The 25,762-nt window shown below is 40.2% G+C and carries 22 protein-coding genes and 1 pseudogene; 9 read left to right on the top strand and 14 right to left on the bottom strand.

The window, feature by feature from the left end; all coding sequences use genetic code 11:
• Nucleotides 1-262: 262 nt before the first annotated feature.
• From carB to HMPREF2728_RS04700, 6 genes are all read right to left on the bottom strand, one after another.
• Entirely contained in the window at nt 263-3,439 is a 3,177-nt protein-coding gene (gene carB / locus HMPREF2728_RS04725; RefSeq protein ID WP_075227207.1) for a carbamoyl-phosphate synthase large subunit, read from the bottom strand.
• 448 nt (nt 3,440-3,887) lie between these two features.
• Nucleotides 3,888-4,967 carry a carbamoyl phosphate synthase small subunit gene (locus HMPREF2728_RS04720; RefSeq protein ID WP_060955955.1) on the bottom strand — a complete coding sequence of 360 codons (1,080 nt, stop codon included), beginning with the start codon at nt 4,965-4,967 and terminating at the stop codon, nt 3,888-3,890.
• 49 nt (nt 4,968-5,016) lie between these two features.
• Complete coding sequence (locus tag HMPREF2728_RS04715) at nt 5,017-5,940, bottom strand: aspartate carbamoyltransferase catalytic subunit (RefSeq protein WP_075227206.1); 924 nt, start codon at nt 5,938-5,940, stop codon at nt 5,017-5,019.
• 20 nt (nt 5,941-5,960) lie between these two features.
• Nucleotides 5,961-6,482, bottom strand: a complete 522-nt coding sequence (pyrR, locus tag HMPREF2728_RS04710; protein WP_075227205.1) for a bifunctional pyr operon transcriptional regulator/uracil phosphoribosyltransferase PyrR — start codon at nt 6,480-6,482, stop codon at nt 5,961-5,963.
• A 209-nt stretch (nt 6,483-6,691) separates the two neighbouring features.
• On the bottom strand, nt 6,692-7,321 hold the full coding sequence (gene nth / locus HMPREF2728_RS04705) for an endonuclease III (protein ID WP_075227204.1): 630 nt from the start codon (nt 7,319-7,321) through the stop codon (nt 6,692-6,694).
• Nucleotides 7,322-7,864 carry a YceD family protein gene (locus HMPREF2728_RS04700; RefSeq protein ID WP_075227203.1) on the bottom strand — a complete coding sequence of 181 codons (543 nt, stop codon included), beginning with the start codon at nt 7,862-7,864 and terminating at the stop codon, nt 7,322-7,324.
• Between the two features lie 168 nt (nt 7,865-8,032).
• Here HMPREF2728_RS04700 and HMPREF2728_RS04695 point away from each other — a divergent pair, with 168 nt between their 5' ends.
• Nucleotides 8,033-8,362 carry a helicase BlpT gene (locus HMPREF2728_RS04695; protein ID WP_075227202.1) on the top strand — a complete coding sequence of 110 codons (330 nt, stop codon included), beginning with the start codon at nt 8,033-8,035 and terminating at the stop codon, nt 8,360-8,362.
• Nucleotides 8,363-8,605: 243 nt separating this feature from the next.
• The gene (locus HMPREF2728_RS04690; RefSeq protein WP_075227201.1) at nt 8,606-10,165 is read left to right on the top strand and encodes an ATP-binding cassette domain-containing protein; all 1,560 of its coding nucleotides are present in this window, start codon (nt 8,606-8,608) and stop codon (nt 10,163-10,165) included.
• A 44-nt stretch (nt 10,166-10,209) separates the two neighbouring features.
• Here the strand turns inward: HMPREF2728_RS04690 and htpX are convergent, their stop codons facing one another.
• Nucleotides 10,210-11,109 carry a zinc metalloprotease HtpX gene (gene htpX / locus HMPREF2728_RS04685; RefSeq protein ID WP_000965043.1) on the bottom strand — a complete coding sequence of 300 codons (900 nt, stop codon included), beginning with the start codon at nt 11,107-11,109 and terminating at the stop codon, nt 10,210-10,212.
• Nucleotide 11,110: 1 nt separating this feature from the next.
• Complete coding sequence (locus tag HMPREF2728_RS04680) at nt 11,111-11,671, bottom strand: LemA family protein (protein ID WP_075227233.1); 561 nt, start codon at nt 11,669-11,671, stop codon at nt 11,111-11,113.
• Between the two features lie 94 nt (nt 11,672-11,765).
• Between HMPREF2728_RS04680 and rsmG the strand changes: the two genes are divergently transcribed.
• Both rsmG and HMPREF2728_RS04670 read left to right on the top strand, forming a co-directional pair.
• Complete coding sequence (rsmG, locus tag HMPREF2728_RS04675; RefSeq protein WP_049504222.1) at nt 11,766-12,479, top strand: 16S rRNA (guanine(527)-N(7))-methyltransferase RsmG; 714 nt, start codon at nt 11,766-11,768, stop codon at nt 12,477-12,479.
• A gap of 360 nt (nt 12,480-12,839) precedes the next feature.
• On the top strand, nt 12,840-14,123 hold the full coding sequence (locus HMPREF2728_RS04670) for a uracil-xanthine permease family protein (RefSeq protein ID WP_075227232.1): 1,284 nt from the start codon (nt 12,840-12,842) through the stop codon (nt 14,121-14,123).
• Nucleotides 14,124-14,257: 134 nt separating this feature from the next.
• Here HMPREF2728_RS04670 and HMPREF2728_RS04665 read toward each other — a convergent pair.
• The 6 genes and pseudogenes from HMPREF2728_RS04665 to HMPREF2728_RS04640 form a co-directional block, all read right to left on the bottom strand.
• Nucleotides 14,258-15,002 (bottom strand): annotated as a pseudogene (locus HMPREF2728_RS04665) (CPBP family intramembrane glutamic endopeptidase).
• 34 nt (nt 15,003-15,036) lie between these two features.
• Nucleotides 15,037-15,948, bottom strand: a complete 912-nt coding sequence (locus HMPREF2728_RS04660) for a DMT family transporter (protein WP_075227200.1) — start codon at nt 15,946-15,948, stop codon at nt 15,037-15,039.
• Between the two features lie 8 nt (nt 15,949-15,956).
• On the bottom strand, nt 15,957-16,889 hold the full coding sequence (locus HMPREF2728_RS04655; RefSeq protein WP_075227199.1) for a serine hydrolase domain-containing protein: 933 nt from the start codon (nt 16,887-16,889) through the stop codon (nt 15,957-15,959).
• Nucleotides 16,886-17,611, bottom strand: coding sequence for a CppA N-terminal domain-containing protein (locus HMPREF2728_RS04650; RefSeq protein WP_075227198.1), 726 nt, complete (start codon nt 17,609-17,611; stop codon nt 16,886-16,888). Before HMPREF2728_RS04650 ends, HMPREF2728_RS04655 begins: the two co-directional genes overlap by 4 nt.
• Nucleotides 17,612-17,760: 149 nt before the next feature.
• Entirely contained in the window at nt 17,761-18,579 is an 819-nt protein-coding gene (locus HMPREF2728_RS04645; RefSeq protein ID WP_075227197.1) for an endonuclease/exonuclease/phosphatase family protein, read from the bottom strand.
• Between the two features lie 51 nt (nt 18,580-18,630).
• Entirely contained in the window at nt 18,631-20,817 is a 2,187-nt protein-coding gene (locus HMPREF2728_RS04640; RefSeq protein ID WP_148130258.1) for a PTS transporter subunit IIBC, read from the bottom strand.
• Between the two features lie 200 nt (nt 20,818-21,017).
• Between HMPREF2728_RS04640 and HMPREF2728_RS04635 the strand changes: the two genes are divergently transcribed.
• From HMPREF2728_RS04635 to HMPREF2728_RS04615, 5 genes are read left to right on the top strand one after another with little or no spacing between them, the layout of a single operon-like run.
• Complete coding sequence (locus tag HMPREF2728_RS04635; protein ID WP_075227196.1) at nt 21,018-21,965, top strand: tRNA modification radical SAM protein MnmL/YtqA; 948 nt, start codon at nt 21,018-21,020, stop codon at nt 21,963-21,965.
• The gene (locus HMPREF2728_RS04630; RefSeq protein ID WP_075227195.1) at nt 21,949-22,506 is read left to right on the top strand and encodes a tRNA 5-(aminomethyl)-2-thiouridylate-methyltransferase MnmM; all 558 of its coding nucleotides are present in this window, start codon (nt 21,949-21,951) and stop codon (nt 22,504-22,506) included. The genes HMPREF2728_RS04635 and HMPREF2728_RS04630 overlap by 17 nt, the downstream gene beginning before the upstream one ends.
• Nucleotides 22,499-22,753: a hypothetical protein gene (locus HMPREF2728_RS04625; protein WP_075227194.1), complete on the top strand. Its 255-nt coding sequence runs from the start codon at nt 22,499-22,501 to the stop codon at nt 22,751-22,753. The genes HMPREF2728_RS04630 and HMPREF2728_RS04625 overlap by 8 nt, the downstream gene beginning before the upstream one ends.
• A gap of 11 nt (nt 22,754-22,764) precedes the next feature.
• Nucleotides 22,765-24,819, top strand: coding sequence for a cation:proton antiporter (locus HMPREF2728_RS04620; protein WP_075227193.1), 2,055 nt, complete (start codon nt 22,765-22,767; stop codon nt 24,817-24,819).
• A 39-nt stretch (nt 24,820-24,858) separates the two neighbouring features.
• Nucleotides 24,859-25,722 carry a YihY/virulence factor BrkB family protein gene (locus HMPREF2728_RS04615; protein WP_075227192.1) on the top strand — a complete coding sequence of 288 codons (864 nt, stop codon included), beginning with the start codon at nt 24,859-24,861 and terminating at the stop codon, nt 25,720-25,722.
• Nucleotides 25,723-25,762 lie beyond the last annotated feature (40 nt).

The following is a 25,762-nucleotide window of genomic DNA, read 5'->3' as shown; positions in this document are numbered from 1 at the left end:
TGAAAAACATTTAGTTTTTTCATTATTTTTCTTAAGGCACCTTAATTATAAAAAATATGATAAAAACTTAAGAAAATTCAACAAAATTTTAGGGAAAGTCAGAATAAGTCTACTCATTAACGATAATGATAAATCTATTGATAAACTTTGACATTTAATGGTGAACTGTAACTATTATTTCTAACTCGATTTCTCTATAAAAGAGGAAAAACCAGCGTCTTTTGACGCTGGATAAAAGCTACTTAGATCATTTAACAAGAAACTAAATGGCTTCTGTAACGAAGCTACGGCTTTCAAGTACCTTAAGCATAGCATCCGCTGTATCCAAAGCTGTAAAGAGAGGAACTCCGTGTTCAATAGCTGAACGGCGGATTTGTTCACCATCTTCATCAGCAGTTCGCTTAGTACCAACTGTGTTGATGATAGCTTGGATTTTCCCTTTACGAACATAGCTTGGGATATCATGTTCATCATCACCAATCTTACCAACGAGTTGAGCCTTCAAGCCATGACTTTCAAAGAAAGCTGCTGTTCCTTGAGTCGCAAGGATACCATAACCAATATTTTGGAAACGACGAGCCAAATCCAAAGCTTCTTCCTTGGCATCATCAGCGATAGTAAAGACAACATTTCCAAAGGTTGGCAAGTGAAGATAAGAAGCTTCAAAGGCCTTGTAGAGAGCTTTTTCAAGAGTCGTATCAGAACCCATAACCTCCCCTGTTGACTTCATTTCAGGACCAAGCAAGCTATCTACTTTCGCTAGCTTGGTAAATGAGAAGACTGGTGCTTTAATATGAACACGACTACTTTCTGGGTAAAGTCCATCTTGGTAACCAAGTTCTTCAAGACTTTGACCAAGAATTAACTTAGTTGCAACCTGAGCCATCGGGATATTGGTTACTTTTGATAGGAATGGAACAGTACGGCTGGCACGTGGATTGACCTCAATAACGTAGACTTTCTCATCCTTGATGACAAACTGAATGTTCATCATACCAAGACAGTTAAGGCCGATTGCTAGGCGTTTTGTGTAGTCTGCAATCGTTTCTTGCACTTTTTGAGACAAGGTTTGTGGAGGGTAAACAGCCATGGAGTCACCTGAGTGGACACCGGCACGTTCGATATGTTCCATGATACCTGGGATGAGGACATTTTGTCCATCTGAGATAGCATCTACTTCACACTCTTGACCGACGATATAAGAGTCTACAAGAACTGGATGATCTGGACTTGCCTTAACGGCTGTGCGCATGTAAGAACGGAGATCTTCTTCGTTTTCTACAATTTCCATAGCACGTCCACCCAAGACATAAGAGGGACGAACAAGGACTGGGAAACCAATCTTGCGGGCTGCAAGTACTGCTTCTTCTTCGTTTGTAGCAGTCTGTCCAGGCGGTTGTGGGATATCCAAATCTTTTAGGGCTTGTTCGAAGAGGTCACGGTCTTCGGCACGGTCTAGGTCAGCAACCTGCGTACCAAGGATAGTCACACCTGCTTTTGCTAATGGCTCAGCAAGGTTGATAGCTGTTTGACCACCAAACTGAACGATAACACCTTTTGGTTTCTCCAAATCGATGACATTCATGACATCTTCGAATGTCAATGGCTCAAAGTAAAGCTTGTCTGATACAGAGAAGTCTGTTGAAACGGTCTCTGGGTTTGAGTTCATAATGATAGCTTCATAGCCAGCCGCCTGAATAGCCTTAACCGAGTGAACAGTTGCGTAGTCAAACTCAACCCCTTGACCTATACGGATTGGACCAGAACCTAGAACTAGAACGGATTCCTTATCAGACTTGATAGACTCGTTTTCCCAACCATAGGTTGAATAGAAGTAAGGAGTTTCTGACTCAAATTCTGCCGCACAGGTATCAACCATCTTGTAAACTGGAACAATCTTATTTTCCAAACGTAGTTGACGTACTTGGTTAGCTGTAGTATTCCAGAGTTCAGCAATCTTACGGTCTGAAAATCCATTCAATTTTGCTGTTTTCAAAACTTCAAGATCTTGTGGATGTGAGACCAATTCTTGCTCAATTTCAAAGATATGTAAGAGTTTATCCAGATAGAAGATATCAATTTTTGTAAGCTCAGCAATTTCCTCAGGTGTATAACCACGACGAATGGCTTCTGATACGTAGAAGAGACGGTCATCTTGAGCCTTAACAACTTTTTCAATCAAGGCATCATCTGAAACATCTGCAAGTTCAGGCATTTCATTGTGATGGACACCAATTTCTAGAGAGCGACAAGCTTTAAGAAGTGACTCCTCGATGTTACGACCGATGGCCATAACTTCTCCAGTCGCCTTCATCTGAGTACCAAGACGGCGCTCACCCTTTTCAAACTTGTCAAATGGGAAGCGCGGAATTTTGGCAACTACGTAGTCAAGGGCTGGCTCAAACATTGCATAAGTTGAACCTGTAACTGGGTTAATAACTTCATCCAAGGTCAACCCTACCGCAATCTTGGCAGCCAATTTGGCGATTGGGTAACCTGTTGCCTTAGAGGCAAGAGCTGAAGAACGAGATACACGAGGATTTACTTCGATGACATAGTACTTAAAGCTATGTGGATCAAGTGCTAGCTGAACATTACATCCACCTTCAATCTTGAGTGCGCGGATAATGCTCAAGCTGGCGTCACGAAGCATTTGGTTTTCATAGTCTGACATAGTTTGCGCTGGGGCAAATACGATGGAATCCCCTGTGTGAATCCCGACTGGGTCAAAGTTTTCCATGTTACATACAACAAGGGCATTGTCGGCTGAGTCACGCATGACCTCATACTCGATTTCCTTGAAGCCTGCAATAGAACGTTCAATCAAACATTGGGTAACAGGTGACAACTTCAAACCATTTTCGGCAATTTCACGCAGTTCTTCCTCGTTGGCACACATACCACCGCCAGTACCTCCAAGTGTGAAGGCTGGACGGACGATCACTGGGTAACCAATTGTTGCAGCGAAGGCTACGGCTTCTTCCACTGTGTTAACAATTTCTGATTCAGGAATTGGTTGGTTCAGCTCTTCCATCAATTGTTTAAAAAGATCGCGGTCCTCCGCTTGGTCGATGGCAGATAATTTAGTGCCGAGAAGTTCTACTCCCAATTCATCAAGAATTCCATTTTTAGACAATTCCATGGCCATGTTAAGCCCTGTTTGCCCACCAAGAGTTGGAAGCAAGGCATCTGGACGTTCTTTACGGAGAATACGAGTTACAAACTCAAGTGTGATTGGCTCAATGTAAACCTTGTCTGCAATTTCCTTATCCGTCATGATAGTTGCAGGGTTTGAGTTCACCAAAACAACCTCATAACCTTCCTCTTTCAAAGACAAGCAAGCCTGAGTTCCAGCATAGTCAAACTCAGCAGCCTGACCAATAATAATCGGACCAGAACCAATCACCATAATTTTTTGAATATCAGTACGTTTAGGCATTTATAAGATATTAAGGGCGTCAAGTGGACAAAGCTAAAATAGGAGTTATGACGAAGAACTGTCAGTTCTAGGAATAACTACCTTTTTAGCAACGTCCGTAACCCGTATTCAGTTCAGCAAATACGGACCACCCTTCTCCTTTCTATTCGTCGCCTCACAGGGCGACATTAAATAAATTCTCCGACGATTTTTTAACGAAACGATACTTTTCGGTAAAAAATCTAGTGCAGGGAGTTTTTAGTTCGCCTGATAGCGACTAAAAGAAACGACCTGCCTTTCTATTCGTCGCCTCACAGGGCGACATTAAATAAGATACAAAGGACGAATAGAAAGCGATGGAATGTTAGGAAACCAAGGAAAGATTGACAATCCGAGTTGGGTTCTCTAAATTCCGAGCTTTCCGTTCGTGTTCAGTTACATAAATTCTCCGACGATTTCTCACTCGTCTTTAATTTGTTTGTTTAAAGGCTTCCATCATCTCGATGAACTCGTCAAATAGATAACTTGCATCGTGCGGACCTGGTGCAGCATCTGGGTGGAATTGCACGGAGAAACCTGGTTGGTATCTGTGACGTACACCTTCAACTGACTTGTCATTGATTTCTTCATGAGTAATCATCAAATGGTCTGGAAAATCTTCACGGCTCACTGCATATCCATGGTTTTGACTCGTGAAGTCCACGCGCCCTGTCGCAATTTCGCGTACAGCGTGGTTAAATCCACGGTGACCAAACTTCATCTTATAGGTCTTGGCACCATTTGCCATTGCAAAGAGCTGGTGCCCCATACAAATACCAAAGATTGGAATTTTCCCGAGAATACCACGAATCATTTCGAGTGCTTCTGGTACATCTTCTGGATTTCCCGGTCCATTTGACAACATAACTCCGTCTGGATTTAGGTGGAGGATTTCCTCTGCTGTTGTAGTATAAGGAACGACCGTTACATTACAATCTCTCTTAGACAACTCTCTTAAGATTGAATGCTTAAGACCAAAGTCTACAAGTACCACGCTCAAACCTACTCCTGGAGCTGGGTAAGCAGTTTTTGTAGAAACCTGTTTGATATTGTCAATTGGTAGAACAGTTGCTTGTAGCTGATCTGTGATGTGATCGATACTATCTCCCACATGTGTCAGAGTCGCTCTCATAGTCCCATGTTTGCGAATGATTTTTGTCAAAGCACGTGTATCAATACCTGAAATACCAGGGATTTTCTTAGACTTCAAAAATTCATCCAGTGTCATCTGGTTGCGCCAGTTGCTGGCTCTACGAGCTTCTTCAAATACTACTACACCTTTACAGGTTGGACTGATAGACTCGTAGTCATCACGGTTAATCCCATAATTTCCAACCAAGGGATAGGTAAAGGTTAGGATTTGTCCATTGTAAGACTGATCTGTAATGGATTCTTGGTAGCCAGTCATCCCGGTATTAAAGACAATTTCACCAGTTACATCGATGTCAGCCCCAAAGGCTTTTCCTTCAAAAATTGTTCCATCTTCTAAAACTAGAAGTCGTTTAGTCATAAATTCACCTCTCGTGGATGCTCTCAGGCATCTTTTAACGTTTTGTGTCTTATTTTGCGTTTCTGTAAGTCAATACAGATTCTAAAATTGCCATTCTGACAAAGACACCATTGGTCATTTGTTGAACAATACGTGATTTTGGTGCTTCGACCAAGTGATCAGCAATTTCAACATCGCGATTTACAGGAGCAGGATGCATCAGAATAGCTTTATCTTTCAAGCGATCATAGCGTTCTTGAGTCAAACCATGCTGGGCATGATAGCCTTCTTTTGAAAAGACTGTTCCACTTTCATGACGCTCATGCTGAACACGGAGAAACATCATCACATCAACTTGGTCAATGATTTCATCAATGCTTACAAACTGTCCATAGTCTGCAAACTCTTGACTTCTCCATTCCTCAGGCCCAGCAAAGTAGAGTTCTGCTCCTAAGCGTTTTAAGATTTGCATATTGGATTTGGCCACACGCGAATGGTCAAGGTCACCAGCAATGGCTACCTTGAGTCCTTCAAAGTGTCCAAATTCTTCATAAATCGTCATTAAATCAAGCAAGCTCTGGCTTGGGTGTTGCCCCGAACCATCGCCACCATTGATAATCGAAGTCGTAATCGTCGGACTATCGATCAACTCTCTGTAGTAATCTACCTCTGGATGTCGGATGACACAGGCATCTACTCCCAAGGCTGACAAGGTCAAAATTGTATCGTAGAGTGTTTCACCCTTGTTGACTGAACTTGTCTTCACATCGAAGTCCAGTAGGTGAAGTCCCAGTTTAATCTCTGCTACTTCAAAAGATTTGTGGGTACGAGTCGAACTCTCAAAGAAGAGATTAGAGACAATGTGTTGGTCCACGTAAGACGCTTTTGCTCCATTTTTAAACTCAATTCCTCGTTTAATCAATTTCATGACTTGTTCTACAGTAAGGTCTTCCATAGAAACTACGTGTTGAATGGCTTGTTGATTTTCTGACATGGCTAACTCCTTTTTGCTATCTAGGCTTCTTCAGTAATAAGAACACGATCTTGTCCATCAAGTTCAGTCATCTCTACGATGATTTCTTCTGAACGACTGGTTGGGATGTTTTTACCAACGTAGTCTGGACGAATTGGTAATTCTCTATGTCCTCGGTCTACTAGAACTGCTAAACTCACACGAGCAGGACGGCCATGGGTAACGATGTTATCAATAGCTGCTCGGATGGTCCGACCTGTGTAAAGCACATCGTCCACCAAGATTACCTCACGTTCTGTCACATCAACAGAGATTATAGAAGTATCTTCACCGCTTTTGACATCGTCACGGTAAGGTTTTGTGTCTAATTCTACAACGGGAACAGAGATATTTTCCAGTTGTTCCAAACGCTCTTGGATACGGTGAGCAATGAAGACACCACGTGTTTTTATCCCAGCCAATACAATCTTGTTTAAATCTTTATTGCGCTCGATAATCTCGTAGGTAATCCGAGTAATCGCTCGCTTGACGGTTAATTCGTCTACAACTTCTTTTGTCTTCATGACAAACCTCCAAAAAGAAAAGTCTCCTTTTTCAAGGAGACTTGAGAATGTATAACTAAGCGAGCCTTACTGTAAACAGTATAGACTTACCCTTCTACTTAATCGAGCTCCTTGCCTGCCTCACGGGACAGGTTTAAAGGAATATTTTATTGTCATTACTATATCACAAAGCCTAGTTCAAAGCAAGTAAAAACATTCAATGCTAAGCCTTATAACGAACTAAAATCGTATAACTGTGGATAGTGATCACATTCTGGATTTTTCGGATGACAAATAGCACGACCAAAGTAAATCATAGCCTGATGGGCTGCCAACCATTCTTCTGGTGGCAATACATCCATGACACGTTTTTCGACTTCAAGGGGTGTAGCTGATTTTTTAACAATATCGTGGTGTTTACAGATTCGCTCTACGTGAGTATCTACTGCAAAAGCTGGAATACCGAAGCCTACGCTCAAAACTACGTTGGCTGTTTTACGACCAACTCCTGCCAAACTCTCTAATTCTTCTCTAGTCCGAGGGACTTGACCATCAAAATCATCCAATAGTTGCTGGGCACACTTCTTAAGGAACTTAGCTTTATTTCGATAAAGCCCAAGACGAGAAATATACGAGGCAATCTCACTCTCACATGCATCTGCCATAGCTTGCGGGGTTGGAAAGGCAGCAAAAAGTCCAGGTGTAGCCTTGTTGACTGCTGCATCTGTCGTCTGAGCTGACAGCATAACAGCAACCAGAAGTTCAAAATGATTGCGAAAGTCTAGACTTGGTTTTGCATCTGGAAAAAGAGCGATGATTTCCTCAATGACATGACGGGCACGTTTCTTGGATAAAACCATCTATTCGTCTCCGTCAAACAGTCCTTGTAAACCTGCAAATGGACTATTTTCTTCTTTCTTGACTGCTTGTTGAGCTTGATATTCTTCCTCTGTCATGATTTGCCAGTCATTTCCAGAAACAAATCCCTGACCAGCTTCTTCCTCAGCTGTTAAGACCTTGATTGGAATATTGAGCAAGATATTGTCTGAAACACTTTCATCCAGGTCAATTTCCCCATTTTCGATAGGCAAGACCAAATCATCATCTAGAACTTCTTGGTCCAGTTGATTGGTAGCACCTTCCATAAAGACTTCTGTTACTGGATAAGACTCTTTCAATTCTACAGGTTCCATGCTACGGCTAGAGGCTAAGACGATTGTATAAGACAATTGATAGTCTAGGAAAAACATAAGGTCTTCATACTGAACTTTTCCAATAGCGACAATATCTTTTACATCTAAAATTTCTTGATTACGGGCACGCAAGTCAGCTGCTAAGTCTAAAGTTTGCTCAAAGTGCAAACCTTCAGGCTGCTTACGAATTTCTTGAATATTTAATTTCATACTTCCTCCATAAAGATTTACTATCTTGATTATACCATGAAAAAAGTTCAAACAAGGTATCTAAACATTTTAAATATTTTTCACTATTTTTTGATATATTTATTATGACAACTCTTCTTTTTGTGCTATACTATAGACATCAATACATGAGCAAAGGAGGACGCTCATATGGAAGACAAAGAACTAATTTTAGAAGCACATCAACTCATTTCCGAGTTAAACAAAGCTTACCAAACTTGTAAACAAGGATTGCCTGATGATCTGCGCTTGCAGCAAAATATTGACGAGCTACTCAAACAACTTAAAAAGACAGAGAAACTAGATAACTCTATCTTAATTGATCTGGAGAAATTTTACCAACTTACCAGTCTCTTGATTGGACTTGGCACCCTTAAACTCAATGAAGAAGCTCGCACAGCTTGGCGAAACTATGACAAATTCCACTACGATCAAGTCAAACACGTTTTGACTCTCTATGGACCTGTTTTTGGTTTCTAGAAAGATTTGAATTTCTCATTTCTTTTGACAAAGTGTTCCAAAAGGTATAAAATAAACATAGTAATTTTTGGAGGTAAGGGAGACATGAACAACTAAGTCTATCAAATAAAGAACCTTTATTTAGTAGATCTTGTTCTTGTCTCTTTTTGTGTACTCTTTTTTCTGCTGCTTTTTGCAGCCCTTTTAAAAGAGGATTTTTTGACATAGACGATTGGCTCTACTAGGTAAAGTAGAGCTTTTGTTATGCAATATAGACATTCTAGAAAGGGCATTAATCTGATAAAAATTAACCATCTAACTATCACTCAAAACAAAGATTTACGAGACCTTATTTCCGATTTAAATATTACTATCCAAGACGGAGAAAAGGTCGCTATTATCGGCGAAGAAGGAAATGGAAAATCAACCTTGCTTAAAACTTTAATGGGCGAAAGATTAGCTGATTTCTCAATCAGTGGAGAAATCCAGTCTGACCTTCAGTCCTTGGCCTACATTCCCCAACATCTCCCTGAAGAATTGAAGAAAAAATCTCTACAGGACTACTTCTTTTTAGAGTCTACTGATTTGGACTTCAGCATTCTCTACCGTTTAGCTGAGGAGTTGCACTTTGATAGCGACCGTTTTGCTAGCAACCAAGAAATTGGTAGCCTCTCGGGGGGCGAATCTTTGAAAATTCAGCTCATCCACGAGTTAGCAAAACCTTTTGAAATTCTATTTTTAGATGAACCTTCAAATGACCTAGACCTTGAGACGGTTGATTGGCTAAAAGTTCAGATTCGAAAGATTAGGCAAACTGTTATTTTCATTTCCCATGATGAAGACTTTCTTTCTCATACGGCTGATACTATTGTCCACTTGCGACTGGTCAAGCATCGGAAAGAAGCAGAAACGCTAGTCGAGCATTTAGACTATGATCTCTATAGTGAGCAGAGAAAGGCTAATTTTGCAAGACAAAGCCAGCAAGCTGCTAACGACCAGAGAGCCTATGACAAAACCATGGAGAAGCATCGTCGCGTCAAGCAAAATGTAGAAACTGCACTTCGAGCTACCAAAGACAGTACTGCCGGGCGACTACTGGCTAAAAAGATGAAAAATGTTCTCTCTCAAGAAAAACGCTACGAAAAAGTAGCTCAATCACTGACCCAAAAGCCACTTGAAGAGGAACACATCCAACTCTTCTTTTCAGATATAGAGCCATTAGCTGCTTCAAAAGTCTTGGTTCGACTGGAAAATGAGACTTTATCCATTGGCCAGCGTGTTTTAGCTCAAGGGCTACAATTAACTGTCCGTGGTCAAGAAAAAATCGGCATTATCGGTTCCAATGGCGTTGGCAAATCCACTCTGTTAGCCAAGTTGCAGCAACTACTAAGCGACAAAAGAGAGATTTCGCTTGGATTTATGCCACAAGATTACCAAGAAACATTGAATTTGGATCTATCTCCAGTAGAATTTCTCAGCCAAACTGGACACAAAGAGGAATTACAGAAAATTCAATCTCACTTAGCCAGTCTCAATTTCAGTTATCCAGAGATGCACCACCATATCCACTCCTTATCTGGTGGTCAACAAGGTAAACTCCTTCTTTTGAATTTAGTTCTGCGAAAACCAAACTTTCTCCTTCTGGATGAACCCACACGAAATTTTTCTCCAACTTCTCAACCAGAAATCAGAAAACTCTTTGCCAATTATCCCGGTGGTCTGGTTACTGTTTCGCATGATCGACGTTTCTTAAAAAAAGTCTGTACGAATATCTATCGTCTGACAGAACATGGTTTGGAAGTCGTTGATTTACAAGATTTATAAATCTAGAAAATCTCAAAAATCCAGAGGAAAATCTCTGGATTCTTTTACATATGTTGTAAACGCTCAATCCGTTCTGAGATTGGCGGATGGGTATAAAAGAGTTTTTGTAACCCACCTCGTTTTTGAGGATCGTTGATGTAAAGTGCACTGCTAGCATCATCTACATGACGGCTCATGGGTTTACTATTGTCCAACTTACGTAGAGCATTAATCATCCCTTGAGGATTACGAGTCAACTCTACACTGGAAGCATCTGCTAAAAATTCTCGTTGACGAGAGATGGCTAGTTGTACCAAAGTTGCTGCTAGGGGAGCCAAAACAATTGCTAGGAGGGAAACAACTAGCATAATAATTTCAAGTCCACCACTATCACGGTCATCACTTCTACGACCACGGCCTGCACCACCCCACCACATCATGCGTCCAGCCATACTTGATAAAAGTGTAATGGCACTGGCAAGGGCAACCGCAATAGTAGAAATCCGAATATCATAGTTACGAATGTGACTGACTTCATGGCCTATAACCGCTTCTAACTCTTCACGATTCATAACCGCTAAGAGTCCTGAAGTTGCGGCTACAGCTGCATTTTGAGGATTTGAGCCTGTTGCAAAGGCATTTAAGCTGGCATCATCGATGATAAAGACACGTGGCATGGGGATTTGCGCCACCATAGCCATATCTTCCACAACATGATAGAGGGTTGGTGCCGTCTGCTCATTTACCTCACGCGCACCATTCATGCTCATGACTATCTCTGTTGATTGAAAAATCATGGACAAGGCGTAGATAAAGCCGATAATCAGTGCGATAACCAAACCACCAAGCCCAGACCGCATAAAGAGGTAACCAACTGCATAGCCAACCAAAGCCAAAAGTAAAAAGAATACTAGTAGTAAAATCCAAGTTCTTCGCTTATTGCTAGCGATTTGATCATACAACATCCTAGTCACCTAAACCACTAAAATCGACTTTAGGTACTGCCTTTTCTTCTTCAGGAGTTTGAAGGAAATCAGCGACTTTAAAACCAAAGAGTCCAGCAACTAGGTTACTTGGGAAAGTCTCCAATTTAACATTATAGTTGCTAACAACACTATTGTAGAGTTGGCGAGAGTATGAGATTTTATTTTCAGTATTAGTTAGTTCCTCTTGCAATTTAGCAAAGTTGCCACTCGCTTTTAGATCTGGATAATTTTCTGCAACAGCAAAAATTCCTGATACTTGGCGTGAAAGGGCATCACTAGCTCTCATAGCTTCTGCAGGTGATGTTGCAGCGGCTACTTGATTGCGAAGCTCTGCAACTCTTTCAAGTGTTGAACCTTCATACTTTGCATATCCCTTTACAGTCTCAATCAAGTTTGGCAAGAGATCGTTACGACGTTTCAACTGAACATCAATCTGACTCCATGCCTCCTTAGTTTGCATACGATTTTTAACTAAACCGTTATAACTAACAATTACGAAAATAACAATAAGAGCAAGAACTCCAAGAATAATCCAAGTCATCATATAATACCTTTCTTCTTTTAGATTAGTACCAGTATATCAAATTTCCATCTTTTTGTGGTAAAATAAGATGATACTAAAGAAGGAAACTACTATGAAACCAGAAACATTTTATAACTTGCTAGCTGAACACAAGATTCATCTTTCTGACCAGCAAAAATTTCAATTTGAGCGTTATTTTGAACTCTTGGTTGAATGGAATGAAAAAATCAACCTGACTGCTATTACAGAAAAAGAAGAAGTCTATCTCAAACACTTCTATGATTCCATCGCTCCTATTACACAGGGATTGATTGAAAACCAGCCTATTAAACTCTTAGATATCGGTGCTGGAGCAGGATTTCCTAGCCTTCCTATGAAGATCCTCTATCCTCATCTAGATGTAACCATTATTGACTCTCTCAATAAACGAATCAACTTTCTGAATCTATTAGCCCAAGAACTAGGTTTAGAAAATGTTCACTTCTATCATGGACGTGCCGAAGACTTCGCCCAAGATAAGAACTTCCGTGCTCAGTTTGATATTGTTACAGCTCGTGCTGTTGCCCGTATGCAGGTCTTATCCGAGTTGACTATTCCCTACTTAAAAGTTGGTGGAAAATTGCTTGCACTCAAGGCTAGCAATGCACCTGAGGAATTAACTGAAGCTAAAAATGCCCTCAATCTTCTCTTTAGTAAGGTTGAAGAAAATCTCAGTTACACTCTTCCTAACGGAGACCCTCGCTACATTACTATTGTTGAGAAGAAAAAGGAAACTCCAAACAAATATCCACGTAAAGCTGGGATGCCTAACAAACGTCCGCTTTAGAAAGATTAAAAAATCTGCAAACTCACACCTCGCTTTCTCATTTCAAGCCTCGGGAAAAAATGATTTACAAAATCATACCTCGCTTTCCCATTTCAAGGCTCAGGAAAAAATGATTTACAAAATCATACCTCGCTTTCCCATTTCAAGGCTCGGGAAAAAATGATTTACAAAATCATTTTTTTCTGCTATACTATCCTAAGCAAAGGTTTTTAATGTCATCCCGTGAGGTGACAAAGGCGCAGATCTATATAAAACTCTTTAAAACTTGATGAAGAAAGCTTGTTTTAGAGAGGTCTTACTCTGGGAGCCTATTGCTATAAAATAATGGGCTCTTTTTTGATGCCCAAAAGTGAGGTTAATATGAAACAGGAATCAACTGTTGATTTGCTTTTAGACGTTGACCAACGTCCTTCAGCTGGAAAGGGAATTCTTCTTAGCTTCCAGCACGTATTCGCCATGTTTGGTGCTACTATCTTGGTACCTTTAATCTTGGGAATGCCTGTATCTGTTGCCCTTTTTGCATCAGGTGTAGGAACACTCATTTACATGGTTTGTACTGGCTTTAAAGTTCCAGTTTATCTGGGTTCTTCTTTCGCCTTTATCACAGCCATGTCACTTGCTATGAAAGAAATGGGTGGCGATGTTTCTGCCGCTCAAACTGGGGTTATTCTTACAGGTTTTGTCTATGTCCTTGTTGCTGCAAGTGTTCGCTTTGCAGGTACAAAGTGGATCGACAAACTCTTACCTCCAATCATTATCGGTCCTATGATCATCGTTATCGGTCTTGGACTTGCTAGTTCAGCTGTTACCAACGCTGGTCTTGTAGCGGACGGAAATTGGAAAAACGCTCTTGTAGCAGTTGTTACTTTCTTGATTGCTGCCTTTATCAATACAAAAGGAAAAGGCTTCCTACGAATCATCCCATTCCTATTTGCCATTATCGGTGGTTACCTCTTTGCCCTAGCACTTGGATTGGTTGATTTCACTCCTGTTCTTGAAGCAAACTGGTTTGAAATCCCTGGTTTCTACCTACCGTTCAATACAGGTGGTGCCTTCAAACAATACGACCTTTACTTCGGTCCTGAAACGATTGCCATCTTACCAATCGCAATCGTAACCATTTCAGAACATATCGGAGACCACACTGTTCTAGGTCAAATCTGTGGACGCCAATTCTTGAAAGAACCAGGTCTTCACCGTACTCTTCTTGGTGACGGTATCGCAACTTCTGTTTCTGCCTTCCTTGGTGGACCAGCCAATACAACTTACGGAGAAAATACAGGGGTTATCGGTATGACTCGTATCGCTTCTGTCTCAGTTATCCGTAATGCTGCCTTTATTGCAATTGCCCTTAGCTTCCTTGGTAAATTTACTGCTTTGATTTCAACAATTCCAAACGCTGTGCTTGGTGGTATGTCTATCCTTCTTTACGGGGTTATCGCAAGTAACGGTTTGAAAGTCTTGATCAAAGAACGTGTTGACTTCAGTCAAATGCGTAACCTTATCATCGCTAGTGCTATGTTGGTGCTTGGACTTGGTGGAGCAATCCTTAAACTTGGTCCAGTTACCCTTTCAGGTACTGCCCTATCAGCTATGACAGGTATCATCCTAAACTTGATCTTGCCATACGAAAACAAAGACTAATCCATATAAAATCAACAAGAGGTCGGGACCAAAATCCCGACCTCAATTTTTATTAAAAAGAAGACTTTGACAGTGCCGTAACCCATTGGGCTTTTGTCAAAAAATTTGGTTTCTCAATTTCCTGTTCTAAATTCCTAATTTCCCCAAACAATTAAGAGATACAAGAGACTTGAACCAAACATATCTGCAAGAGCATGCATGATAAAGAATGGGAGTAAATTCTTGACTACATACTTGTACAAGAAATAATAAAAGAGACCATAAACAAGCCCAATAACCAAGGCCCAGAGTAAGTCTTGATAGGTATGGAAAGAAATTCGTATAATTACAGAATATACTAGAACCAGCCACTGATGCTTTTCTTTTACTTAAGTCAGCAATCCCAAGAAGAAAAATTCTTCATAAAAACCATTTAGAAGAGCATAGCCAATGGCCATTGGCGTCAAAACCATAAATTTTCGAATGATTTCCATGGGATCAATAAAAGGGATCAACTGAGGTTTAAATAATTGTACTCACCACTAAGGGTTGTTACAATATCACCAAATATTCCAACAAGAGCAAAAATAAGGGGTACCCAAATAAAAACAGACCAGCTCCAACGTATAGGTCTTGTTTAAAATCATAATTTCGAATCAAGAGATAAAGGAAAGTAATCCCTAACATCATCAATTGAAAAGTAAAATTACTAGAATAAGCTGCTCCATCACTAGCTACATTTATACTAATTTCAGTAAAGTTAGTAAGAGTTGAAGGTGATAAACTTGCCATAAATTGTTGGGTAGGACGAATGATGAACTCTCCAAACATTAAAACAGTCACGATAAAAATATCAAACCATTTTAAGGGGCTTAAAGACTTAGATGGATGTAAACACAAAAAACAGTCCTTGTAAAAAGACTGTTCTAGTAAATTACACTGAGTGGTGTTTCTTTTCTAGCATTAAATCCTTTAATGAAATAATGGTTACAGCTAATAAAATCATAGCCATTCCAAGAAAGTCTATAGGATAGAAGATATCTCCCATAATCATGAAGGCGAAAAAAACTGCTGAAATAGGTTCAATAGATGCAAGGAGGCTCGACTTGACTGGGCCAATCATACTAGCTCCCTTAAGAAAGGCTGTATAGGCAAAGACCGTTCCGATAAGGATGATTCCTGCAAATGCAAGAAAGATATCAAAAGACAAGGGAACACTAGCACCGATAAGGCCTGTAAAAGGTACTGCTAGAAAACCAGAGATGGTCATTCCAACACCAATAACCAAAATGCTCCCCCATTTTTGAATCAATTTTATGGGTAAAATGATATAAAGAGCATAGGTCAGGGCTGAGAACAAGCCCCAGAAGAGACCCGCTGGTGTCATAGAAAGCTGATCCAACTGTCCATGAGTTGCAATGAGAAAGGTACCACCTATAGCTAAAAACATAGAGATGATTTCCGAAAGCGTCGGAGTCACCTTATCCTTGATACAAGTGTAAGCAAGAATTCCAACTGGACAGACATACTGGAGGACTGTCGCTGTCCCAGCATTTGTCTCCTGAATAGCCGATAGATAAGCTAATTGATTCAGAAAAAGACCAAATAAAGAAAATAACAAGAGAGAAAACAGACTTGATTTATCCTTCAGAAAGGCCATAAATTTATCCCTCGATTTAGTATAGGCCAGAAGAAGCAAGAGTAATCCAGCAATTATCAAACGGATATTGGTCAGGACAAGAGCAGAAATCCCATGAGCCATCAAGTACTGACCACTGGTGCCAGACAAGCCCCAGGCAATACCTGCAATCACTGTAAAAAGAGTTCCTTTTAAAGCTTTTGACATACTTCCCCCTAGTCTCTATCTCGAATCAAGTCCATGACCTGATTACGATCTAATATCCACTGAGCACGCTCATCTTTTTCATAGGTTCGGTTAGATAGAAAAATTGCCGCCTCTTGCTTCTTACGATTCCACATGATAAAGGTCCCAGTATAGCCTGTATGGTCCAGCCAGTCACCTTCAAGATTCCAGGCCAATGAGCGTTCTTTATCACTCAAATCTGAAAAATTTTGACTTAAGGATGTGGCAAAATCATCCTGCAAATAATGCTCAAGGAAGATTTTTAAATCATGAACTGTTGAAAACAAACCTGCACTACCTGCATGTTTCCCAAGCAAACGAGCTTTGGGATCATGGACCACTCCTGCTTTCTGTCCACGGACCGTTGGAACAGCACTGCTAACTGGGCCAAACTGTGTTTCTTTCATCTTCCACGGATCCAAAACTTGCTCCTGTAAAATCTGGTCTAAATCTTTCTTGAAGTAACTTTCCAAGAGAAAACCCAGCAAGAGAAAGTGCACATCCGAGTAAAGAAAGGCTCTCTTCTCACGTCGATTCAAATGAAACATAGCTTTTCTTAGCTGGTCAGCTGAAAGCTGATCCCTATTTGGGATAAAAGGATCTAAATCCGTCGCATGCGTTAAGAGTTGTCGAATAGTAATGTCTGGGTAATCTACCTCTGGAAGATAGTCTCTTATGGAGTTATCTAGCTCAATCTTACCTTCCTTCCACAAGAAGATTAAGACAGTTCCTACTCCAACAACCTTACTCACACTGGCCAAATCATAGACCAAACCCTTACGAGTCAGCTCGCCAATTTCTGGATTTGCTTCTCCTAGATACCAATCAGACCAAGCGCCATCCTGATAATATGCAAAAGAGGCACCAGGATAAATCCCTGCCTCAATTTGTTGCTTTATTTTTTGAATGATTTCTTGTTTCATACTTCTTCAAACCACAATTCGATGTTGTTGGTATCCTTACTTAGGAAAAACTTCTCAGATTTTGGAATAAAGTAACCAGCTTCTTCGAAACGCTGACGCAATACAGCAAGATCCAGATTCTCTACTTGAAATTTCAACATGGACAAGTCCCAAGTTACATTATTTTCAAGTAGCAAATCACTACCTTGAGCTTGATTAAAAGCTAGTCGGTTTTCGATTTCTTCTTTTTCAAGCAGACTAGCTGTCTTTTCTGGCAAGTTAATTTCCACAGAGATTTCAAAGGCTGTCAAATATCTCAGTTTCTCATCTTTTGAAAAAGTGACTTCTTCCTCAACTTTATTCAAATCTTTGATATCATCTTCCGCATGGATAAGGACACAATCTCCTTCCGGAGAAAGAACCTCAAAAGCATAGCCCTTGTTTCCTTTGTAGAGGCGAGGATGTTTTTCCATTCTAGCTAGTAAGGCTTCAATTTCAGATGCATTTTCTACCTTTACAAGTAGTCTAGCTAATTTTTTTATCCCTTCAACTTTACGGCTTCTCATACTTGGTGATTCTTCTAAAACTAACTTTTCAATGCCTGACTGGTCTCCAAGTGATAGAAATGCAGACTCTTCAAGCAAGGGTTTCATCCCCAAAGTCTCAAAATAAAATGATTCATTTAAATTTCTATTATTTACCTTTAGCGTCGGGATCATACGCTTTATTTGATTTACAATCATAAATTCCTCCAACACTTTTTATTTTAAAGGATTTTATCTTTTTTTACAAGTTATTCAATAAAAAACTTTAACTATATTAACTCCTTAAATAAATCAACCCCTTCTGCTAGTAGAAGGGGGACTGGTTTGTTTTTACTAAAATACCTTATTTAGTCTTTCCAAACTAGTTCTGCTTGGAGACCATAATGATCGCTCACCTGTGGACTGTTTTTACCATCAAAGACGACGTGAAGGTTTTCTACCTGAATATCCTTTGTCGTAAAGACATAATCAATTCGAAGTGGTTCGCTGTTCCCCTTCCAACCATCAATTTCAGGCGGAACGGTAAAGCTTCCACTTCTTTCTTTTGCAACTTCATATGCATCTTGTAAGACTAGTGGACTAGCTAGAATGGCTTGATAACCTTCCTGACCAGCAGGATTATTGAAATCACCTGCTAGTAAGAGTGACTTGTTCAATTCTTTCAGAACCGCTTCAAAGCGCGCCCATTCCTCTTGGAAGCCTTTATCCCACCAAGAGAGATGGACACTGGCAACTGCAAGCTCTTTGCCTTCAACTACTGTTTCTGCTAAAGCAACTCGACGAGTGTGATAGTCTGTTGGATCATCTACATCTGATACCAAGATCTCACGCGCTTCAATTGGTGTTTTAGATAGGATTGCAACACCTTCATGGTAACGATCATAACCGATATGGTTGTAGGCCCAAGTCCAATAATAATTTTGACCTTGCTCAGCCAACTTCTCTACCAAAAGTCGCACATAGTGGTCTTGATGAATCGGCTCAGCCGATGGTAATGGCTGATAAAGTGGGCCTGTTTCTACTTGCGCTGAAGTAATTTCTTGGTTGATTTCCTGAAAACAAATCAAATCATAACTGTTTTCAAGGATATCTTGAAGTAAAAGTTGAAACTTTTGTTCAGGATTTTTTTCCATCCAACTATGGGTATTGAGTGTTAAAAACTTCATGCTTTTCTCCTATAAACAAGAGGTTGGAAACAGCTTCCAACCTCCTAAATATTACAATTCTACTTTTGCAACTGCTGTTTTAGCTGCAAGAGAACCTGTTTGTTCTAACTTAACTGATTTGATCGCATCACCATTTGTGAATACAACCACAGTTGTAGTTTCACGACCAGCTTCACGAATAGCACCCAAGTCTGCTGTGACAAGAAGATCACCAGCAGCAACCTGTTGTCCTTCAGTAACACGAACTGTAAATGGTTTTCCTTCAAGACTTACTGTGTCCAAACCAATGTGAACAAGTACTTCAAGTCCTGACTCAGTCACAAGACCAAGAGCGTGTTTAGTTGGGAAGATACTTGATACAGTACCTGATACTGGAGATACAATGTTTCCGTTTGCTGGTTCCACTGCAAATCCGTCACCCATCATTTTTTGTGCGAATACAGGATCCTTAACTTGGTCCAATTCAATCACTTGACCGTCAGCAACTGAGTAAACTTCTTCAGTCACACCTTTATATACAACAGCATCTTTTTGAGCTGCTGCCATTTGACTTGGAAGAGTTTCAGGAATTACTTCACCTGAGTCAAGAAGGTCTTGAATATCTGATTTCAAAACGTCAGCTTTAGGTCCGTAGATAGCTTGGACACCTTGTCCTTTCATGACAAGTCCCATAGCTCCTTCAGCTTTCCATTGTACTTCTGTTCCGACTTTTTCAGCGTCTTTTACAGTTACACGAAGACGAGTCATACATGCGTCCACATCGACGATGTTAGCGCGTCCACCAAGAAGGTTGATGATGTTAACAGCTTGAGAAGCTTCTGCTACTTTTGACTCACCAGCAGCTTCAGATTCTGATGAACCTTCGGCATTTTCATAGTTTCCGTTACGTCCTGGAGTCGCATAGTTGAATTTTTGAATCATGAAGTTAGCAATGAAGTACATGATAACTGCAAATAGTGCTGTTACCCAGATAAAGTTAATGATGTCCATACCAAGACCAGCATTGATTGCTAGTGGAGTACGAGTCAAGAATTCGATTGAACCAAATGAGTGCACACGAAGGTGAACAATATCAGCCATTGCAAAGGCAGCACCTTGAACCACAGCGTAGACAAGGTAAAGAGGTGTTGCAACGAACATGAACATATATTCAATCGGCTCAGTAACACCAGTCAAGAAAGTTGCAAGAGCTGTCGCAATCATCATTCCTTTGTATTGGTGTTTCTTGTCTGCTTCAACATTACGGTAAATAGCAGCAGCTACACCCATCAAAATACCGAATGAACCAATCATTTGTCCAACTTTGAAACGAGCTGGATGAACTGTATCGAGCAATGTTTGGTATTGGCTAGCATCAGTACCTTTAAGGTTAACAAGGTCTGTTACCCATGCAAGCCAAAGTGGATCTTGTCCAAATACTTGAGTGCCTTTTGCTGCACCAGTTAAAATATCATAAGTACCACCAAGAGCTGTATAGTTCATTGGGATAGTCAACATGTGGTGAAGTCCGAATGGCAAGAGCAAGCGTTCCAAAGTACCATATAAGAATGGTGCAAGTACTGGTGCTGTTTCTTGTGAATTGGCAATCCAGATACCGAAGTTGTTGATACCTGTCTGAATAAGTGGCCAGAAAGCTGAAAGAAGAATTGCAGCGATTGCTGAGCGAAGAATAACTACAAATGGTACAAAACGTTTCCCGTTAAAGAATGAAAGTGCATCAGGAAGTTTACGGAAATTATAGTATTTGTTAAACGCAGTCGCTCCAACAAAACCTGAGATAATCCCTACAAATACACCCATGTTAAGGGCTGGCGCCTCAAGTACACTAATGAAGTAATCAGAAACTTTGATAGAGTTACCAAAGAGTGTTGAAACCATAGCGTTAGGATCCTTCAACATATCCCCTGATACACCGAAGATTGTACCAGTGATACGGTTAATAAGGATAAATGCAAGACCTGCCGCAAAAGCGCCACCAGCACGTTCCTTAGCCCAGCTTCCTCCAATAGCAAGGGCAAACAAAATATGAAGGTTACCGATAACTCCCCAACCAATTTGCTCTAGTACGCCACCAGTAATAACTAGGGGAGCAAGGTTTGGGTCAATCATTGCAAGTGACTTACCGATTGAAATCATCAATCCAGCCGCTGGCATAACAGCGATAACCACCATTAGAGCCTTACCGAATTTCTGCCAAAACTCGAAAGACAAGACATTTTTGAATGTATCTTTCATCATTCAAATCTCCTTTATATTTATTCGGCAAACGTTTTACGAAAACGTTTGCGCATGTTTATGTTTTAATTTTACCACTTTTTATTTTTTTGTAAAGGCTTTTATAAAAAAAATTTGACTTTTTCTTTCACTTCACTTTCTGGTACGCTATCTCTTACTGACCATTTTTGAGTTTACTGCCATTTTTTGTTATAATATTAGCTATGAAATCCTATAATACCTTGAATGATTATTATCGAAATTTATTCGGAGAAAAAACTTTTAAAGTTCCTATTGATGCTGGCTTTGACTGTCCAAACCGAGATGGGACTGTGGCACATGGAGGCTGTACTTTTTGCACAGTTTCTGGTTCTGGAGATGCAATCGTTGCACCTGATGCTCCTATCCGTGAGCAATTCTATAAAGAAATTGACTTTATGCATCGTAAGTGGCCTGAAGTTAAAAAATATTTGGTTTACTTCCAAAATTTTACCAATACACATGAAAAGCTGGAAGTGATTCGCGAACGCTATGAACAAGCTATCAACGAACCTGGGGTTGTCGGTATCAATATCGGTACTCGACCAGATTGCCTTCCTGATGAAACAATTGAATACTTGGCAGAATTATCAGAGCGAATGCATGTTACCGTAGAGTTAGGCTTACAAACAACATATGAAGCCACTTCTGAATTGATTAACCGTGCCCACTCCTATGAACTCTATGTGGAGACAGTTAAACGCTTGAGAAAATATCCCAAGATTGAGATTGTAGCTCATTTGATTAATGGCTTGCCAGGGGAAACTCATGACATGATGGTGGAAAATGTTCATCGCTGTGTGACGGATAATGATATTCAAGGGATTAAACTTCACCTACTTCACCTCATGACCAATACTCGGATGCAACGTGATTATCATGAAGGTCGTTTGCAGCTCATGAGTCAGGATGAATATGTCAAGGTCATCTGTGATCAGCTAGAAATCATTCCCAAACATATCGTTATCCATCGGATTACGGGTGATGCGCCTAGAGATATGCTGATTGGTCCTATGTGGAGTCTCAATAAATGGGAAGTTCTAAATAGCATTGAGGCTGAAATGAGACGTCGAGGTAGTGTTCAAGGATGCAAGGCTGTAAAACAGGAGTTTATGAATGAAAAGACCACTTGAAATGGCGCATGATTTTCTTGCCCAAGTCATCACCCAAGAGGATATTGTAGTTGATGCGACCATGGGAAATGGTCATGATACCCTTTTTCTAGCTAAGTTAGCTAAACAAGTCTACGCTTTTGATATACAGAAACAAGCTCTAGAAAAGACTAGCCAACGTCTACAAGAAGCTGGTTTGACCAATGCAGAATTAATCCTGCAAGGTCATGAAACCGTAGATCAATTTGTAAGGGAAGTTAAGGCAGCCATCTTTAATCTTGGTTATCTTCCTTCAGCTGATAAAAGTATTATCACCCAACCTCAAACAACCCTTGATGCACTGGATAAACTTTGCCATATGCTGGTTAAGGGTGGACGAATAGCCATCATGATTTATTACGGGCATGAAGGCGGAGATATAGAACGAGATGCAGTCATGGATTATGTCAGTCACTTACCACAACAAGAATATACTGCTGCGATCTATCGCACTCTCAACCAAATTAACAATCCACCATTTTTAGTTATGATTGAAAAATTAGAAAGGTATCGACATGGATAAACAATACCTACGAGATAAAATCGAAGCTCTCCGCCACAACTTTGTCGAATCAACCCAACACGAACGGGCAGTTGGTATGTTAGATGAAGTTCATATGAGCAAGAAGATGCTAAAAATCAAGAAAAAAATGATTTCACTTGAAATGGAGCGTTGTCAGAAGAAAATCGAGCATAAGGACTGCTCAAAGATTGATCAAAAAATCCAAGAACAAAAGGAACTTTTTGAAAATTGTCGTAAACAAAAATAGGGAGGTGGAAAATGAATTTACTTTTTTATCTCTTGGTGTTTTTACTAGTTCTTATTGTTTCTAGTACGACCAATAAGCTTCTGACCTTTTTACCCATGCCTCTGATTCAAATTTTGTTAGGGATTGGAATTGGACTTTGTTTACCCAACAACCAATATCATTTAGATACTGAGTTATTCCTAGCTTTAGTCATTGGCCCGCTACTATTCCGAGAGGCTCAAGAAGCAGACATTACTTCTATCCTAAAACACTGGCGGATTGTCCTCTACTTGATTTTTCCAGTTATCTTTATCTCAGCTCTGAGCATGGGGGGAGTCGCTCATGTCCTTTGGGCTAGCCTTCCATTAGCCGCCTGCGTAGCAGTTGGTGCCGCTTTAGGGCCTACAGACCTAGTAGCCTTCGCATCCCTTTCTCAACGCTTTTCATTCCCAAAGCGGGTTTCTAATATCCTAAAAGGGGAAGGTCTTCTGAATGATGCTTCTGGACTAGTAGCCTTTCGAATGGCTCTCATCGCTTGGACAACAGGAACATTCTCCCTTACCCAAGCCGGAACTTCATTAGCCATTTCCATCGTTGGAGGATTTGCAGTCGGCTTTATAACAGCCCTAATCAATCGCTTCCTCCATACTTTTCTACTCAGTGTCCGAGCAACAGATATCGCAAGTGAGCTCTTATTGGAACTTAGTTTACCTCTCTTGACTTTTTTCATAGCCGAAGAAATTCATGTTTCAGGCATCATCGCCGTTGTTGTTGCTGGGATTCTGAAAGCCAGTCGTTTCAAGAAAATAAATCTCCTTGAAGCGCAAGTTGATACAGTTACTGAGACTGTTTGGCAGACTGTAACCTTTATGCTCAATGGTTCAGTCTTTGTCATTCTTGGGATGGAACTGGAAATGATCGCGGAACCAATTCTTAAGAGTGCTTTCTACAATAAAGTACTTCTCTTACTCAGTGTTTTTCTCTTGACCTTCCTGCTTTTTGCTATCCGCTTTGTCATGATCTATGGATTTTACGCATTTCGGATTAAGAAGCTTCATAAAAGTTTAGACAAATATGTCAAAGACATGCTCCTCCTTACCTTTTCTGGTGTTAAGGGAACTGTATCCATTGCCACTATCCTTTTGATACCGTCTAATCTGGAACAAGAATACCCTCTTCTTCTCTTCCTCGTAGCTGGTGTAACCCTGGTAAGTTTCCTGACGGGATTACTAGTACTCCCACACCTTTCTGAAGAGAAAGAACCATCTAAGGATCAGCTCATGCACATCGCTATCTTAAACGATGTCGCCATGGAATTAGAGAAGGATTTAAAGAACACAAAAAACAAGGTTCCACTCTATGCGGCTATTGACAATTATCATGGACGTATTGAAAATCTTATTCTTAGTCAAGAAAACAAAGAAATTCAGGAGGACTGGGAAGCTCTTAAACTCTTGATTCTCAGTGTTGAAAGCGATGGCTTGGAACAAGCCTATGAAGAGGGCAAAATCGGTGAAAGAGGTTATCGTGTTTATCAACGGTACTTGAAAAGCATGGAGAAAAATATTAAGCGAAACTTTGCTTCTCGCCTAACCTATTACTTCCTTGTTTCTATACGGATTGTGCGTTTTCTCCTTCATGAGTTGATCACATTTGGAAAAACCTTTCGTTCTTGGAGAGACAAGGAAAACCAAAGACTTCTTGCCATCGATTATGACCAGATTGCAGAGCTCTATCTAGCCAACACTGAAATCATCATCGAAAGTTTAGAAAACCTCAAAGGGATTTATAAGAGTTCTCTGATCAGCTTCATGCAGGAATCGCGTCTCCGTGAAACCAGTCATATTACCAGTGGTGCCTTTGTAGAACGGGTTATCAATCGTATCAAACCCAATAACATCGATGAAATGTTGAGAGGCTACTATCTAGAACGTAAGTCTATCTTTGAATACGAAAAACAAAAACTCATCTCAGCCCAGTATGCCAAAAAATTACGACAAAATGTAAACAACCTAGAAACCTATTCTCTAAAAGAAGCAGCCAACACACTACCTTATGATATGATGGAATTAGTTCGAAGAAATTAAAGTCTATAGAAAACAAGAGAAAAACTGGAGGATTGTAAAATGAAAAAGTTGTGGAAACAGCTGACTGATAGACCCTTATTAAAAGCTTTTTTGCACTACTATCAAGCCTCCGATAGTGAGTTAACTAGCGTTGCTGTTGCCTACTATTGGTTGATTTCAATCTTCCCTTTACTCATGATAGTGGTCAATATCTTACCCTACTTTCAAATTCCCATCTCAAACTTTCTATTAACAATCAAGGAATTTTTACCAGATACAATCTATGAAGTTGTTGCAAAAATTGTCAGAGAAGTTCTGACTCAACCATCAACAGGTTTACTAAGTTTTGCTATCTTATCAGCTCTTTGGACTTTCTCCAAATCCATGAATTTTCTTCAGAAGGCCTTTAATAAAGCCTATGGAGTTGCAAAAAATAGAGGAATTATCTCACACCAGCTGATGAGTCTCCTGGTTAGCTTTGGCCTTCAAATTCTCTTTGCCCTTGCCTTATTCCTCAGTATGTTCGGCCATATGTTATTGGACTTGCTTAAAAACTACTGGAAATCTGAGAGTGCTCTGTTTTCTTATCTACAAGATTTTACGGGGCCGCTGATTTATGCCTTTCTTTTTGCAATCGTAATCATGCTCTATTATTTCCTACCAAATGTTAAAGTAAGTAAGATTCGCTACGTCATACCTGGAAGTCTCTTTGTACTAGTTACGACGATTGCTTTATTAAACATCTTTGCAGCCTATTTCAACAATTATGTTAACTATCTAGTCGACGTTCGATTTTTTAGTTCCATCATCGTTGTTGTCATGATGTTCTGGTTTATAATTATTGCCAAGATATTAATTATCGGTGCTGTGATCAATGCCAGTGTTCAAAGCCTAAAAGACCCGGACTTTAAAGCAAAACCATAAGTTTTTATCGATTAATACTCAATGAAAATCAAAGAGCAAA

The sequence above is a fragment of the Streptococcus sp. HMSC061D10 genome (genome assembly GCF_001808865.1).
Classification (GTDB): domain Bacteria; phylum Bacillota; class Bacilli; order Lactobacillales; family Streptococcaceae; genus Streptococcus.
This window is presented reverse-complemented; position numbering and strand designations above follow the sequence as displayed.